Consider the following 16,142-nt stretch of genomic DNA (forward strand, 5'->3'; position numbering starts at 1 on the left):
AACTATTAAGTAGAAACTAAAGTGAATTGTTTATGAGAAAAAAATCTATGTTTTTATGGTCTTTGCTCGCTGCAATGGCCATGAGTGCTTGTTCAGAGCACAATGAACTTCCTTCAGGAGAAGTTCCTGGTGGGAACTCGAAGACTAACTTTATAGTTAAGTTGAACTTTGAAGGAACAAGTATGGAACAAGGAGGTAAGACGAGAGCTGCGCAATCTACTGCAGTGCCGGAAACATCGTGGAGTAAAATCCGTCAGGTGCAGATTTTGCTGTATGACGCAAGCAATATCGTGCGGTTTTCAGATGTAGTTAATCCAACAGACGGGAATACTACTTTTACTTATACAGATGTGCCTGCTGGTACATATACGATGGTTGCTATAGCAAATGCGAAAAGTTCAGCGGATGCTATCAATACCTATTTGGATGGGGGCACAACTCCTGTAGAGTGGGGAATGTGGAATGTACGTCAGAAACAGGTGCAGAACATGGTGATGAAATATAAGCCAGGTGCATTCCCTGCTTTTTGTTCTACTGCCTTGGCAGGCAATACGGCCTATACGGAACCTGCCGAGATTTTTATGGGAGCTGTTTCAGGTGTAGTCATTTCTTCGGATGCTACTGCAACTCCATCTCCGATTGCTTTGAAACGTGAAGTCTCTTTGATGCGTGTCCGTCTGAACGTAAAGGATAAAGAAGGAAATACGAATAATGAGAATACCGCCAAAGGGGTTGACTTTACACAAGACGCTTCTATTATGATTTATCGCTTGCCGGATTATCTGAAAGTGATGGCAGGGAATGACGGAGGAGTAAGTGCTACCTCGACTGCTACTAACATATTGTCTATTTCGGATGGTGAAGTCTTTAAAACGGCTGAGCCCGGATCCGGTTATAACCCTGGAGGAACGATTTTAAACGGAAACTTTACGATGTGGAGAGATGTGGTTGTATTCCCCAATAATGGTGGACGCGTTAATGATTCTGCAACTACCGGTACGGCTGACAGACAGCGTCAGTATTTTATAGTGGTATCAGGACGTGGCAAAGCCGGACATATTTTGGGAGATGGTACTGCACTTCCCAGTGATGCTACCGTTTATTGGTCCGGAGTGGTTAAAGAGAATTTTGTACCGAATGTGATTCGTGAAGTAAATCTGACTTTACGTACCGGCGGAAGCACGACTGTACCTGTAACTCCTACGGAATATGGTGGCTTGACAATTACTGTAGGAGCTCCTACACCTTGGGATAGCAATATTGTAAATTCAGATATTATAATGTAAAAACTTTCTTTTTACTCCCCTTGGAATTACAGCCCGGGAGCAGGAAGCAAGAAGGTGTGTTTGCTGCTCTTGAGGGCCTTGGGGGAGGATAATGAAATAAACTATAGAACATGAGAAAAAACAGACTTCTCATAGTATTATTTACTGGTGTAGCAGTCTTACTTTCGCTTGCGTCGTGTACATATGATTATTTTGAAGATGAAACGAATTATCAGGTTTTTGTACCCGAGGTTCTGAACAAGACTGTTAGTGATTGTCGAGTGCTGGTCTATAACGATGCCGGAACATTGGTCGGCGCACGTTATGCAACCTCTCCATGGGATAAAGATCCGCGCATGGAGGCGGGCTTGTTTAGTTTTAGGTTAACTCCCGGCGAATATAAAGTATACTGTTATACCAATACGGACAGTCTTACGTTTGTGGACGGGCAACATCTGGATGCTTCTGCTTTTATTCTGAAAAGCAGTTCTACCGGACCGAACAGATATGTACAGCCTTCGGATATATTATTCCAGAAGTTCGTACCCGCAATTGTACATCCGGGCATTTTACAGACCGATACCGCAGCACTGGAACGCTATACCGGACGTATAACGGTTCGGTTTAAGAAATTTCCCGGTGATGTATCGCATATAAAGAAGGTACAATTGCTTGCGGAAGGAGCACCTGTGATGCAATACCTCAAAAATAATACTCTGACCGGCCGATTGACTCCCGAGGATAAAATGTTTCATTTCGGAACATTACCCGTACAGGAGAAAGCCGATGTATTAGAGGTAGATCATCGTTTTATTCCTTCTGTGGAGAATGAACCGATGAGGTTGAATTATACATTTCTCGATGAAAATGGAGCAGTTGTCAACCATTTGCCCGTGGAAGTTACGGAAAGGGAGACAGGATTGCCGTTACGGTTATTGCATGGTAAACGTATAATTATTGAAATCGAATCTTATACCGTTATTAAGATATCGGTTGTAGGATGGAACGAAGATATCGAGAGTGGAGATACGGACATGGAATGATACATATATACATATAAAAGAGAATTAGAATGAAATCAGTTATACGACATATTTTGAGTGTCGCCGTTTTATTTTGCTTAATCAGCGGAGTACAGGCACAAAGTGTCAAAGTGAATATTCCTTTTTGGCTGACCGGTTCGCCTAACGTTGGCTTTGAGTATACATTGACGAGGCAACTCACGGTGAACGGTGAAGTGCTATGGATGCCGTATTTATTCAAGAAACATGAAGAAGTGTTTCGGGCACTCCAGAGCAGTGTTGAATTGCGCTATTATGTGAATCCGCGTAACTTCTATACTAATGATTCGTGGGATGGATTTTACATAGGTCCTTATGCCATGTACGGTAACTTTAATATTGGTTTGTTGAAGCATAATGATCCGTTACAGAGTTATCGTCGTAAAGGCTGGGGAGTGTCAGGTGGTATCTCAACCGGATATAAATTTGCTTTCAACTCTCGTTGGGGGCTGGATCTGAATATTGGGCTGGGATATGCGCACCTCCAATATAATAAATATTATTTGGGCGGAGAGTATGTAAATTTCCCTTTGGAACGTAAGAAAACCAAGAGATGGATTGGGCCGACTAAGTTTGGTGTAAATCTTACTTATAATATATTCCGCTAATGTTACTGATAAAAAGTTGCTGAAATGAGAAAGAAGAAGATACAGATTCTCCTGTCGGCTGCCGCATTCCTTTTTTTAATGGGAGGAACTATGCCTTCCGTTGCGCAGGAGCGGAAGATAGGGCGGATAGAACGGCGGGCAGACCGTAATTTTATCAGGCAGAAATTTGATAAAGCGATGGCCCAGTACGAAACGGCTATCAGGCGTGAAAAAGATGAGGACAGTCAGGCTGCGCTTCATCTCAAAACAGCACGTTTGTATTTTATGGTGAGGGAATACGGTCGCGCCTCAGAACATTATGATAAAGCAATGGGGTTGCGTCCGGATCTGCTCGGGGTAGATGATGTCTGTGACTATATAGATGCCTTGCGCTTTCAGGGACAGGCCCGCAAAGCAGAAGCTATCTGCCTGGATAATGCCTATAAGGATATATATAGTCGCTATCAGCGTTATCAGAATACGTTAGAGGCACTTGCCATGCGCCATTCGGTTCAGGAAGACCCCGGATTTTCGGCAAAACGTTTATCACTGAATACACCGAATGCTGAATTTTGGGTTGGAAATTATGGTGAGCAGCCGTTTTATGCCATTAGCTACAGTAAATTCAATGATCCGGGAAAGTTGTTCTTTCATCGTACTCACTATTATGCACTTGACGAAACCGGTGAACCCGGTGCCGAGGCTCAGAAACCTCCGAGATATTATGGATATTTCCGGAAGATACCTGCTGACTTGCAGAATGGTCCGGTGACCTTTTCGCCGGATATGAAGTCAATGGTAGCTACAGTCATTGAGTACGATAAAGAGAAGACAACAGTGGAAATGGCAGACCGGAAACTACGCCCTTTCCGTACAAAGTTGTTCTATTCTGTGCTAAAGAATAAAAAGAAACGGTTTACGAAGTACGTTCCGGCTTTTCCACAGGAGGAGATGTCTTCGTATGCCCATCCTTACTTATTCAATGAAGGTAAATCATTATTGTTCACTTCCGACATGCCGGGAGGATACGGAGGGTTCGACTTGTATGTTGTTCATTGGGATGACGAGGCCCGGACATGGGGAACCCCTGTAAATCTGGGACCGGATGTCAACACGGAAGGTGATGAGATCTTTCCTGTAATCTATAAAGGACGTCTCATCTTTTCGTCTAACGGGCTGCCGGGATTCGGTGGTTATGACCTGTTCAGTGCTTATTATGATAAGGATGGGGTAGTGCCGGGCAGTATCAGTCATTTTCCCCATCCGGTAAATTCCGTCTTCAACGATTATTATATGTGCCCGCTCGATTTGCGAACTGCTTATTTCGTATCCGATCGTGAGATGGCTTCAAGAGATGATATTTATTACCTCCGTACGGTAGAAGATTTAGGTACTCAGCAGGGGATGCCCTTTTACGGGATGAGTGAGGAGAATGCGATTTTGGGTGGCGCTTTGTTGTTGAACGGAGCTACGGAAACAGTTTCTCCGGAGTCTGTTGCATTGAAGCAGTATGCACCTGAAGGTTTGCTGATGACTCTTTATTTTGATTTCGATTCGGATGAACTGACCGATGAATCTGTACGGAGGCTTGAGCAGTTTATCAATGAAATGGGTACCTACCGGTTTTCGGAACTGAGGTTCGATGGTTTTGCCGATGAGATAGGAAGTGACAGTTATAACTATTCATTGTCAGAACGAAGGGCAGAGAGTGTTGCAGAGTTCCTGCGCAATCATGGTTTAAATGTACGTTTCGGTATACAGGCCCATGGTAGGATAAAACTTTCTCCGGAAGAGGTGAAAGAGGAAATTGAGTATCATCGCTGGCCGGAGGGAGGTATCGACTGGATACAAGTGAACCGTCGGGCAAGGCGTGTCGAAATATATAATAAGAGGTAGAAATATAAAAAAGTAAACGATATATGAAGAAGACAAGAATTCATAGAGTGTGGATACTGTTCCTGCTGAGCGTCATAGCCTGTCTGCAGGTGAGAGCCCAATATATGCCGGTGGTTTTCGATAAGAAATATGGCGATAAGAACCAGATACAACTGGTATGCCCGTTGGCCGGTGACGAAGTGGCTATGGTAGGCAAAGAGGGACAGAAGTACAATCTGACCTGGATAGGAAGAGAAGGTGAGGTACTCTTTTCGTTACCGTTGGCCGGGTTTACTGCTGTTAATGAGCTGACAGAGTTGGAGGACAATCGTATCCTGCTTGTCGGACAATCTGCTGTGATGAATACAAAAGGCAGAAAGGATAATGTGACGCTGAGCGGACGGGCGGTCATATTAGACCGTAGTGGTCATATTGTTACCAATATTTATGCGGGAGGACAAGGAAGCGAGCTTCTGAAAGGTGCCCTGCTACGAAGCGGATCATTGATACTTTCCGGTATGGAGCCGAAAGGAGGAAGCGGTCGGCAAGGTATTCTCTTGAAAGTAGATAAATCGGGTAGAGTGATTTATCAGTATAAGAACACCGGAAGTGGCTATTGTGACCAGTTTGAGGTGTTGGGCAACACGACTGAATATATTTGTGCGGCTTTCTCCGGAGACAGAGAAAAAGAACAGACGGTGGTGGTCCGGTTAGATGATAAAGGGAAACCTTATTATGTGACTGCCATTCCGGCTAAACGATTTATAGTGACAGGCCTGAACGCCAATATCAATGACGGTTCGGTGATTGTTACCGGTAATTCATCGACAGATGGAGGTATTATTTATAAGATTCGTCCGGAAGGTGATATTGTTTTTGCTAAAACACTGATACCTGCCAACCAGGGATTGGCAACGCTCAACCATCTACGGGTGGCCCGCAATGGTAATATATTAGTAGGAGGCAGTGGTAATAAAGGATATTACGCTTTATTGCGAAATGACGGAACAGCTTTGTACTCGGGTACCTCGAACGGAAGTGTGAGAGGTGTGGGTATGAACCGGACTACCGGCGAATCAGTGGTAACCACTTATGACGTCAACGCACGCAGAGGAACATTTGTCCGTATATTGCCGACAGGAAAAGCTGAGTTTGACCGAACGATTGATGGTAACTTTGATAAGATTAAGGTGACTAACAACGGTGAAGTGTTGCTGCTGTCTTCGGATGAGGGCCGGGTTTGTATGTATTCTGCTACAGGTGAGAAAGAGTTTGACCGTTATGTGACGGATAATAAACCTACCATTTACCGTCAGGCCTTGACTGCATCATCCGGGGAGTTACTTTTTCTGGGTAGTGGTAGCCGTCTTGTCAAGCTCGGACATGGACTCTATGTCTCGGACGTGAAAATAACCAAGCCGGTAAACGGAACAGCCACCGCTGTGTTTACTGTGACACTGACCGGATATGCCACCACGAAAGAGGGAGCGCCTGTTCCTGTGAGTGTAGGTTATGCCACTCGCGAAGCATCGGCTACAACGGCCAATAACTTTACTCCGGTGAAGGGAAAGCTCTCTTTCACTCCCTCACGCGGAACGGCTGACCGCTATCTGGTGAAACAGGATATTGAGGTTCCGGTAAAGGCGAATGATCTGATCGAAGGTGTGAAGGACTTTGAATTGCTATTGTCGGATGTTCAGCAGAGTTATCTGGTGAAGCCTGTAGGAAAAGCGGTTATCGAAGATCAGCAGGCGGTTGTAAAGTTGGTACGTACGGAGCGCGGCGAAGAAGGCTCAAAAGATATTTTATATGAACTTGGGTTGTTCAAAACTGACGGAACTCCTTTGACTAATGCAACGGGAGCCAATATTATAGTGGATGGCATTTATGGAGAAGGCACAGCCGATGCGCTTGATTTCGATATGGGATTGACGCCGAGAGTGATATTTGCCAATGGTTCGCAAAAGTCATCTTTTAATGTCAGAACATTGGAGGATACCCGCTATGAACTTCCTAAAACCGTGGTGGTGAATTTCAATAAAGTACATAGCCTGAGTGGTTCCAATGTCGCTTTTGATGGTGAATTGCTGAGTTGCAGCGGAATTGTTGTTGATCAGCCGGCACGCTTGGCCATAACTTCACTTGGCGACCACAGAGTAAATAATAATGTGGTGTCGGGCTTCTTCACCGTTTCGCTGTTGCGTGCTTCAGACGGAGCCTTACTGACTAATGCCACAGGTAGTGATATTATTGTTAACTGTGTGACATTGCCCGATGCTACGGCAAAAGAAGGAAAAGACTTTGTCTTTACCAACCTGCATGACCTACGCATCAGTGGAGACGGCAACCATAGTTCGGCTAATGTGAATGGAGTAGTATTGTTCAGTACGGATGCTTTGGAAAAACAGGTGAAACTGAAAATCAAATCTGTAAACCAGCCTACGGGTGCACAGCCGATCAGTGTGTCTGACGCAGAACGTATGGCAGAGTTTACGATCCGGAAATAAAATGATTCTTAGGGATAAGAGTGCCTTGCATTTCAAATGCAAGGTCTTCTTGTCTGCTCAGAAGAAAATGGATGAAAAAAGAACTATGACAGGAAAAAGAATATATACAGGGTTGATGGGCTTGCTGCTTTTTCTGGCGTTTGCTTGTACGGATGACAGGGAATCGCCAGGGGGAACCAATGGTAATCCTTCATTGGTTTTCAGGATGACGAGAGCTTCTGCTGATATTATCAATAATACGCAAGTCTATCTGTTTGATGGAGATGGGGCTGCTGCCGGACAGTTCAGGCAGAAAGTGCCGGATGTGACTTACGCTGCAGACCGTCTTACCATGCCGGTTGCGGCAGGTACGTGGGATATTACGTTGGTCAGTGCCGACAGGGATATAAACAGTGAATTGGTTCAGCCTGTCCGTGGCCAGGGGCGTTCATCACTGAAAATGTGGGAAACCCGTTCCTCCGGTGGAAATTTGCCGTCTATGCCTGAGTTGCGTACGGCTTATATTACCGGACAGCAGGTTATTGCCGGTCAGGATAATGTCGCTTCCGAAACAGCATTACTTTCACGGAACGTTGCATTGGTCAAAGTCGTGATAGCTGATGCCGGAGGACTGGATATCAATGGTACCCACACCATGAAATTGAGCAACGTGCCTACGACTCTTAATTGGGAAGGAGGGTTATACCCCAATAAAAACAACCCTACTGTGAGTGCGGAACCTATGACCGGTACCTTTACTATACATAATAATACTGCAATGGCGGGTCATCAGTATAGTGATACGCTTCGGTTTATTGTGCCGGCCCATAAAGGAACTGATTATCTGAATGCGCTTCCGACAGACACGACTACCAGCCATCTTAAACTGAGTGTCGATCTGGCCAGTGAAGGAGGTACACGTTTCGAGAAGACGGATGTGGTAATTCCTCGGGTTCCACGAGTAAACGGAATTTTGTTGGTACGCATTTTCCTTGGTGGAAAGCTCGATGTCTCTACTGAGATATTGAACTGGCAAGATACACAGTTGGAAGCCGATTTGTCACAGACCCAGCTTTATACGGATAAAGCTTCCGTTGGGCTGGCATTCAAAGACACGATACATGTAAATACCAATGCCCGGGAATATACAGTGGAGAAGGCACCTGAGGCCACGTGGATTACTTCGGTGAAAAAGTTGGATGGGAATGCGGTGGAAATTACTGCTGACCTGGATAGCTATGTGGATAATCATCCGCGTACTTCGTATATTACCATTAAAGCAAATAATGTGACCAAGAAAATACCGGTTACACAAAGACCGGATAGAGGTACAATCAAAGTTAGTGTCAACAAACTACAATTTAGTCCTCCACATCCAACTGCTTCACTTGATGTTCAGTCTGTTGGTGGAAATTGGAAATTACTGGCTCAAAGTTCCAAGGCGACTGCTGCTACTACCCAAGGGGCAACAGGGAGTACAGCTGTAACTTTTACAAGAACCTCTACCAGTGATGATTCATTGTATGATGAATATTATGGAGAAGGACAGGCGGTTTTTAAAAATATGACGACTCTTGATACGGATACTGTCCATTTAAGTAATTTATTTATAGGTATTATCGATGATTTGATTGAGGTTGCACAGCCTACTGTGCATCCGGATACTACATGTACTGTAAACAATGTGAAAGTATATGGTGGAGATACTCGTGATTTGACTATCATTAATAAGCCAGATTGGATACATCCCGCACCAGAGACGGATTACAATCCTGCAACCGGTATTTTTACTTTTGTCTGCGATCGTGAACCAAATGAAGAAGAACGTTATGGAGAAATAACTCTTGGACATATTGATGATCCTGATTATACAGTTAAAGTATCAGTGCTTCAAGCTATAATTGTTCGTATCCCAGAGTTTAATTATTTTGTTGTACAGTTTGTTTGGGATTCGAATGACGTAGATGTAAAAGTTGGGTTCACAGGAAATCCTACATCTGTTGTGGTAAATGGCATTACTTACAATACAAGTTCGGTAGATGCATTCCAGAATCAGTGGGTTGGCTGGAGTCAAGGTAGTGTGGTTAACTATGATAGTAAGGAGCTATTGAAATGGGGTGGTGATGCTCAATCTGGACAAGGAGAAACTGCATTCTTTAATGCTCCGGTAATTAATTCTGCACCTTATCCCGGTCAACATGGCATAGAACCGAATGCTCCGGGGTTATTGCCACGTACAGTAACCTTGCAGGTAAATGCCGGATGGTATAGAGGAGGTGGTATCCCGATGACTTGTAATATCTATGCTTATTTGGGTGGTACTATGAGTCATGTCGGTACGAATTTTGTCAATCAAGGTGGAACACTGGTTTACACTTCTACAAATAAGTTTAGTGTGCAGGCTTCCGGTTCTAAGCAATATGACCATATTTGTGATATTGTATATGACCGTAAGAAACACACTGCAAAAATAAATTGGAAAGGAACTGTGTGGACAGGTACTCGTTCGGTACGGGTTCCAATGAGAAGTGTAGAAGAGACTCAGAAACCTTATTGGGCTCCTACAGTAGTTGATACTTACTCTAATAATTATCGAGGAGAAAGGAGGTAGCTTTAATGTGTATAATGAAAATTAAGAGCTATAGTATGAAAATACAATATATAATAGGTATACTGGTTGCCTTTCTGTTTGTCTCGTGTAGTCATGAGGAAGAGGAACAGAAACCCGCTTATGGGAAGATAGATGTTGCTGTTTCGGTAACCTTGCCGCAGCCGGAGTCAGTGAATGCGCTTACTCGTACCGGTGGCCTGTATACGGATACCGATATTAAGAACGTAGACTTGCTGATATTCGACAAAGACGCAAAGTTTATGGAGCGTGTCAAAGTAGAGAATGACAGGTTGGTTGTTACCGGAACGGGGATTAATTTCACAGTCCGTTTGGATGCTACTTCGGAACGGCGTATCATTCATCTGGTTGCAAACGGGCGGAGTGCTGATGGCTCTTCGGATCGTTTGAACTTTGGTGATATAACTCTGGGTATGGCGGAAAATGCGGCTATCTCTTCTTTGCAGACAGCCTCGCTCGAACATGTGGATGAAAGAGAGAGCACATTGTTAAACCATGTGATGCCTTTGGTCATGTGGGGACGTTTTGCCCTCAACGGAATCAATATCGTGACGAAAGCAGAGGGTGTGAAACTGTTGCGTTCCACTGCCTGTATACAAGTGAAGAAGGGTAGTGGGGGTGTAAATACCGGACTGGATGATTTTGTCATCGAAGGAATTACCGTCCATCAGGGAGCCTGTCATGGCTTCCTGGCTCCGACCGATTGCACAGGAGAAGTTAACACTCCCGTTACCGCAAATCCGGTTACCGGTGGAACCTATCTGGATTATCGTAAGGGCTGGGTTAATGGTGCGGAACCATCTTTATACATTTATGAGCGCAATTGTTCGGCTTCCGACTATATGGGAGTAGTGATTGCAGCCCGGTATAAGGGGAAAAAGGGCTACTATAAGGTAGTGATGAACGGTAATAACGGGGCTCCCCTGAACATTGTACGTAACCACCGTTATATTGTTACGGTGGTGGGCGTCAATGGTCCGGGATATGAAAATCCGGATATTGCTGTGGCTTCTGCACCTTCGAATGCTCTAAAAGTGGAGTTGACGGATGAAGACACGGATTTGCCCTGTATTGTGGCCGACGGTGAATACCGTATGGCATCGTCTAATAATGTATTCAGCCTATATGGAAAAACAGGTGTGACTACATCGGCGACGGGTGTAGATATTTGTACCGTATATTCCAGCCGTGGTGTTCAGCCGGTTCTGACCCTACCTGCCGATTGTAATTGGCTGACCAATCTGTCTGCACAGGCTTTAGGAAGTAATAAGTATAAAATAACAGGGGATTTTACCTCACCGGCCAATAGTGCCGTATCTACAACCTTGACTATGACGTGTGATAATCTGTTTCAGCCGGTTCGTGTCAGTTGGAATCCCATTATATCGGACCAGAAAGATACCGATTCGTTTGTTTTCGATTTGGTTGGTTCAACCGACCGTAACTGGACGGTCCGGGTATTGAATCCGACGTCTGCCGGCTGGCTCTTTCTGCACCCATCCGCCGCGTCTCCCGGAGCATTTCCGGGAGACGGTATGGTGTCGGAACTCAGTAGCAAATATAGTTCGCATGCTTATTTGCACGTAGCTTTCGGAGCGAACAGGAGAGGGACTGTACTGATGACTTCCGCCTCCGGCGGGGAAACTGTAGCCCGTAAGATAGTAGTTATTCAATAGAACGTTGCGGTAGTATGACCCTGGAAGAGATATTGCAAATAGAAGCACAGAATGTTGATTGTATTTTCCTGTATCAGGAAGAAGGAGCATGGTATGCCTATGAACATTCTGCCTTTTATTGTTATTCTCTTCTGGGCATACTTGATATAGACTGGTTGCCCTGTCCGGACGGAACTACTTCCGGACGAAAAACAATCAGGGTGCGTGTTTCCGAACCGGATAAGTTTTTATGTACACCTCTATTGCGTCTGATGCGGAAGCGTAAAACTGAATATGTTGTTTTATGCAAAATTTCGTGTGGAGGTTTTTACTACTGGCGGGAACAGCAGCAAATGAAATTTCGTGTATTACAGGAAAGAGAAAGCTCTTGTACGAAGGTAAATGAACATGCTGAATGATTAATCTTATCCTCTGTAGCCTTGAAAAGGCAGCTTTTTCACGAGCATACTCTTTGTATGCTATCTTTAGTGATATTCATCGGTATAGCCTGTGAAGGCTGTTGATGAATTATTGTTTGTTTTGTTTGTGTGCGCCCCTTCCGTATTTTAGCGAAAATACCGGAAGGGGCTTTTTACACAGATTGAATAAGTTTTTATTTGTCCAGAGTAATGATAAAACGGCGAAGATAAACTTCTTGTTCCGTATTGCCGGTATTGCTGAAACGGACAGCTTTCACCGGAGCTTGTTTCAGGTTAAGCGTGATCCGGTTCTTTTCCTGTTTGAAGTCAGCTTTCTGCCATTCTTTGCCATCGGCTGAAACTTCAAGTCGTCCCCAGGCGGCTACATCCGGTTTGCCGAAATCTATATCCAGGCTCTGTCCCGGATAGGCTTGATCTAGTTCGATGGTCAACGTACGTCCCGCTCCCCATTTGATTACTTCGTTGGCAGGCGATACCAATATACGGTTCGTTTTGATCTGTAACGGCTGATTGCGTAGTTGCTCTACGTCACTCGTCAGTTTGTGAGGCATGTAGTCCGTTGCGGCATCCAGCTGTGTACCGTTTTGCTTGTTATAGCGTTCGGTCACCGTAGTGAACGTTTGGTCGATCAGTGGTTTGATCACTTTAGTTGCTGTTTTTACACCCGGCTGGTAAGGGTTTTGGTTATAAGTCTGGTCCACTTGGAACATCTGTTGTTGCAGTGCTTTCACATGGCGGTACTTCCGGATAAAAAGTGAGTTATCGCCTTCTTTGTAAGCTTTGACCATAGACAATACTTCTTGTCCGGTTTCACCCAATAATTTGAATTGACGGAGCCAGGGCATCATTTCTGCAATCAAAGGTTGGTTTTCGGTGTTGGTCATCAGAATATCACCGGACTCTGTCATCTTGCCGAAGGTTGCTTTCAAAGAGTTGAAGTCTGCTTCGGTATACGAGCCGTTTTTCAGATAGCTGTCGAGAAAAAGCTTAGCTACAGGCTGTAATTCAACCGATTCGTCCCGGCGGTATTTATGTCCGTTCGGACCCAGGTCAGAGTTGTGTGCGGCGAAGAATTCCAGTTCCTCCGCAGCACTCGGCAAAATGGTGCGTATGGCATCTTTCCATGTCTGTTCGCTGTCATATTTTTCCGGATTCCATGCATAACTGGCTACACTGTAAATTGCTATTTTAGATGCTTCGGCATGTTCCATCGGGTTGGTGACGAAGCCTGACATCTGATCGGCAATCTGGGTGTCGTTGCCGTAAACCGGTCCGAGCAGCAAATGGTCGCGTACGTAATCGGATACCGGAAAATTCCACCAGATATACGCCGGGCGCTTGATGCGCTTGTTGATCCAGGCAATACCATCTTTGGTTATGTCGGAAATCACACGGTCGCCCGTCCACATAATCTGGATAGAAGGGTTCAGTTTCTCACCCAAAGTAGTCAGGTAATTACCTTTCGGGTTCGACCAGCTTTTGTTATATTCGGTAGGGCACATGACCAGCGGGGTAACGTCCGGTTTGGCCTTTACAAATTTCTCGTCAATGTAGTTCAGTAGTTCAGCCTGTTTGTTCGGGTTGGTTCCTTCCCCCGAAATATCATCGAAGAATACTGCGAACGAACGTACTCCCAGATCATACATCTTCTCGAATTTAGCCAGCAGCAGATCACGGTCTTCCTGATTCCATTTGATATCTTGTCCCGGGTGAATGGCCCATACAAAGTCCACTTCGTTTTCATTGGCCACTTTTACCAACTCCTGTAACTGAAGCGCCTCTTTTTCCGGATAAGGCAAACGCCAGTTGGGGGAACTGTGATACGGGTCGTCTTTAGGACCATAGATATAGGTATTCATCTTATTTTCTCCGTAGAATTTCAACTGACGGAGACGGGCTTCGTGGCTCCATGGAGTTCCATAGAATCCTTCGACTACACCGCGGAAGCGGATGGAAGGATAGTCCTTGATTTCAACTACAGGCAATTGGTTATTGTTCAGCAGTTGTGATAGGGTTTGCAAAGCATAGAAGGTTCCCCGTTCGTCTTGTCCGGCCAATACGATTTCTTTGTCGTTGACAGCTAAATAATATCCTTCTTTCTGATTGGGAATTTGCCGGGCGAATTTACGGATAGCTTTATCCCCTTTTTCACCGATATAGATGCGAATTCCGTCCTTATCTGTCTTTTTTCCGGCAAGTAAAGCTTTCAGTGCACTGACGGCATGCGGGTTTGCTTCTGTTTCTCCGACAATCAGATAGGTATCCGGCAGACTCAGAGCCTGCGTTTCCGAAAGAATCTGTTGTGGTTGTGGTTGAATACTTGTGTTCTGGGCCGAAGCACTGACGCCCAAAAGGAGCCAGGCTCCCAGTAAGTAGAGTCGTTTAATCTTCATTTTAGGTAAAATGTTAGTTTTTCAGGTTTTAGTGACAGTACAAAAGTAAGAAAAAAAGTGCATACTCCCGTTTTTCTATTAATTTTGTTCCTTTGAAACATTGAAATAAGGAAAGAAGCCTATGCTGATACTTTTATCTTGCGCCAAAACCATGAGTGACGTTTCGAAAGTGAAAACGCCTCTCACCACATTTCCCCGCTTCCGGAAGGAGGCAGCGGAGGTCGCTTTGCAAATGTCTCAATTCTCTGTCGGAGAGTTGGAGCGCCTGTTGCGGGTAAATGCTAAGATTGCTGTTGAGAATTATAAGCGCTATCAGGACTTTCATTCCGAAGCGACTCGGGAGCTGCCTGCGCTGTTGGCTTATACCGGGATTGTTTTTAAAAGACTTTCTCCCAAAGATTTTTCGGATGAAGATTTCCGATATGCTCAGGACCATTTGAGGTTGACTTCGTTTTGCTATGGGCTGCTGCGTCCTCTCGACGTGATTCGACCTTACAGGCTCGAAGGAGATGTCCGATTGCCCGAACCCGGTACCCGAACCATGTTTGAGTATTGGAAGCCGGTTCTTACCGACTTGTTTATAGAAGATATTAAAAAAGCCGGTGGGATACTTTGTAATCTGGCGAGTGACGAGATGCGGGGACTTTTTGATTGGAAACGGGTGGAGAGAGAGGTCCGTGTGGTGACTCCTGAGTTTCACGTCTGGAAAAACGGGCAACTGGCTACAGTAGTGGTCTACACTAAAATGTCGAGGGGAGAGATGACCCGTTACATCCTGAAAAACCGGATAGAATCCGTTGACCAGTTGAAAACATTTGCTTGGGAAGGATTTGAGTTCAACGAACAGCTTTCGGATGAAAAGAAATATGTATTTACGAACGGAAAAACAGAATAATCCAAATGACTGAAATAGAAAAAATGCGTAGTGGCGAACTGGCTGATATGTCAGCACCCGAGTTGCAGGTACGGTTTGAGCATGCTAAAAAGTTATTGGCACAGATGCGGGGACTGAGTACGTATGACGATACTTACAGGGAGTTACTTGAGGAGCTGGTGCCCGACCTTCCGCCTACCTCTGTTATTTGCCCGCCTTTTCATTGTGACCATGGTGACGGCATCCGTCTGGGCGAACATGTATTTGTTAATGCCAATTGTACCTTCCTTGACGGAGCATTCATCACTATCGGAAGTCATACACTGATAGGTCCGTGTGTGCAAATCTATACTCCACATCATCCGATGGACTATCTGGAACGCCGTAATCCCAAGGAATATGCTTATCCGGTTATTATTGGTGAAGATTGCTGGATTGGGGGCGGAGCGGTCATTTGCCCTGGGGTGACGATAGGTGACCGTTGCGTGATTGGAGCCGGTAGCGTGGTTACAAAAGATATACCGGATGATTGTGTGGCGGTAGGCAATCCCGCACGTGTTATTCGGCGGCAGGTATCGGACGGATAACCTAAGTTAGGTTCTTCTTCAAAATTTGGTAGTAAGTTTTCTTTTACTCATGGAAATCTAATTCAGTTTTCGGAAGTGTAAGCCCTCGTTTATAGTTGATAAAAAAGCAAGTATCCCGGCTTTCCTCCGAAGAGTCCATCCGTGAGATGAAAAAGCGAATTTTAGAATAAACCATCTGAAAATCAATATCTTTAAAAAGTAAGATTTCTATCCTCAAAAACTTTGTTTTAACACAGAGTTAAAGCTTGTTCTTTGGATGTGAATAACAAGTTCTTTAAATGCAAAAGACT

Annotated in this window: 11 protein-coding genes; 10 read left to right on the plus strand and 1 reads right to left on the minus strand. The window is 44.8% G+C overall.

The window, feature by feature from the left end:
* Positions 1–32 precede the first annotated feature (32 nt).
* The 8 genes from KO473_RS21660 (at position 33) to KO473_RS21695 (ending at position 11,977) form a co-directional block, all read left to right on the plus strand.
* Positions 33–1,286, plus strand: a complete 1,254-nt coding sequence (locus KO473_RS21660) for a FimB/Mfa2 family fimbrial subunit (RefSeq protein ID WP_122130760.1) — start codon at positions 33–35, stop codon at positions 1,284–1,286.
* 110 nt (positions 1,287–1,396) lie between these two features.
* Entirely contained in the window at positions 1,397–2,308 is a 912-nt protein-coding gene (locus tag KO473_RS21665) for a FimB/Mfa2 family fimbrial subunit (protein WP_122130759.1), read from the plus strand.
* 29 nt (positions 2,309–2,337) lie between these two features.
* A complete protein-coding gene (locus KO473_RS21670; RefSeq protein ID WP_005811199.1) occupies positions 2,338–2,934 on the plus strand; it encodes a DUF3575 domain-containing protein in 597 nt (198 codons plus the stop codon).
* Between the two features lie 24 nt (positions 2,935–2,958).
* Entirely contained in the window at positions 2,959–4,809 is a 1,851-nt protein-coding gene (locus KO473_RS21675; RefSeq protein WP_005821994.1) for an OmpA family protein, read from the plus strand.
* Positions 4,810–4,832: 23 nt separating this feature from the next.
* Entirely contained in the window at positions 4,833–7,295 is a 2,463-nt protein-coding gene (locus tag KO473_RS21680) for a Calx-beta domain-containing protein (protein ID WP_122130758.1), read from the plus strand.
* Complete coding sequence (locus KO473_RS21685) at positions 7,234–9,885, plus strand: BACON domain-containing protein (protein WP_181996062.1); 2,652 nt, start codon at positions 7,234–7,236, stop codon at positions 9,883–9,885. The genes KO473_RS21680 and KO473_RS21685 overlap by 62 nt, the downstream gene beginning before the upstream one ends.
* 35 nt (positions 9,886–9,920) lie before the next feature.
* The gene (locus KO473_RS21690; RefSeq protein WP_122130756.1) at positions 9,921–11,579 is read left to right on the plus strand and encodes a FimB/Mfa2 family fimbrial subunit; all 1,659 of its coding nucleotides are present in this window, start codon (positions 9,921–9,923) and stop codon (positions 11,577–11,579) included.
* Between the two features lie 14 nt (positions 11,580–11,593).
* Complete coding sequence (locus KO473_RS21695; RefSeq protein ID WP_005782415.1) at positions 11,594–11,977, plus strand: hypothetical protein; 384 nt, start codon at positions 11,594–11,596, stop codon at positions 11,975–11,977.
* 194 nt (positions 11,978–12,171) lie between these two features.
* Here the strand turns inward: KO473_RS21695 and KO473_RS21700 are convergent, their stop codons facing one another.
* Positions 12,172–14,391, minus strand: coding sequence for a beta-N-acetylglucosaminidase (locus KO473_RS21700; RefSeq protein ID WP_005811185.1), 2,220 nt, complete (start codon positions 14,389–14,391; stop codon positions 12,172–12,174).
* A 121-nt stretch (positions 14,392–14,512) separates the two neighbouring features.
* Here KO473_RS21700 and yaaA point away from each other — a divergent pair, with 121 nt between their 5' ends.
* The gene (gene yaaA / locus KO473_RS21705) at positions 14,513–15,286 is read left to right on the plus strand and encodes a peroxide stress protein YaaA (RefSeq protein ID WP_122130755.1); all 774 of its coding nucleotides are present in this window, start codon (positions 14,513–14,515) and stop codon (positions 15,284–15,286) included.
* A 5-nt stretch (positions 15,287–15,291) separates the two neighbouring features.
* Positions 15,292–15,852: a sugar O-acetyltransferase gene (locus KO473_RS21710; RefSeq protein ID WP_122130754.1), complete on the plus strand. Its 561-nt coding sequence runs from the start codon at positions 15,292–15,294 to the stop codon at positions 15,850–15,852.
* Positions 15,853–16,142: the final 290 nt, after the last annotated feature.

The organism is Bacteroides sp. HF-4919 (assembly GCF_018860125.1).

Bases quoted from the DNA above. Each gene is read 5' to 3' on its own strand.
- KO473_RS21660 (WP_122130760.1), top strand. From the start codon at position 33: ATGAGAAAAAAATCTATGTTTTTATGGTCTTTGCTCGCTGCAATGGCC.
- KO473_RS21665 (WP_122130759.1), top strand. From the start codon at position 1,397: ATGAGAAAAAACAGACTTCTCATAGTATTATTTACTGGTGTAGCAGTC.
- KO473_RS21670 (WP_005811199.1), top strand. From the start codon at position 2,338: ATGAAATCAGTTATACGACATATTTTGAGTGTCGCCGTTTTATTTTGC.
- KO473_RS21675 (WP_005821994.1), top strand. From the start codon at position 2,959: ATGAGAAAGAAGAAGATACAGATTCTCCTGTCGGCTGCCGCATTCCTT.
- KO473_RS21680 (WP_122130758.1), top strand. From the start codon at position 4,833: ATGAAGAAGACAAGAATTCATAGAGTGTGGATACTGTTCCTGCTGAGC.
- KO473_RS21690 (WP_122130756.1), top strand. From the start codon at position 9,921: ATGAAAATACAATATATAATAGGTATACTGGTTGCCTTTCTGTTTGTC.
- KO473_RS21695 (WP_005782415.1), top strand. From the start codon at position 11,594: ATGACCCTGGAAGAGATATTGCAAATAGAAGCACAGAATGTTGATTGT.
- KO473_RS21700 (WP_005811185.1), bottom strand. From the start codon at position 14,391: ATGAAGATTAAACGACTCTACTTACTGGGAGCCTGGCTCCTTTTGGGC.
- yaaA (WP_122130755.1), top strand. From the start codon at position 14,513: ATGCTGATACTTTTATCTTGCGCCAAAACCATGAGTGACGTTTCGAAA.
- KO473_RS21710 (WP_122130754.1), top strand. From the start codon at position 15,292: ATGACTGAAATAGAAAAAATGCGTAGTGGCGAACTGGCTGATATGTCA.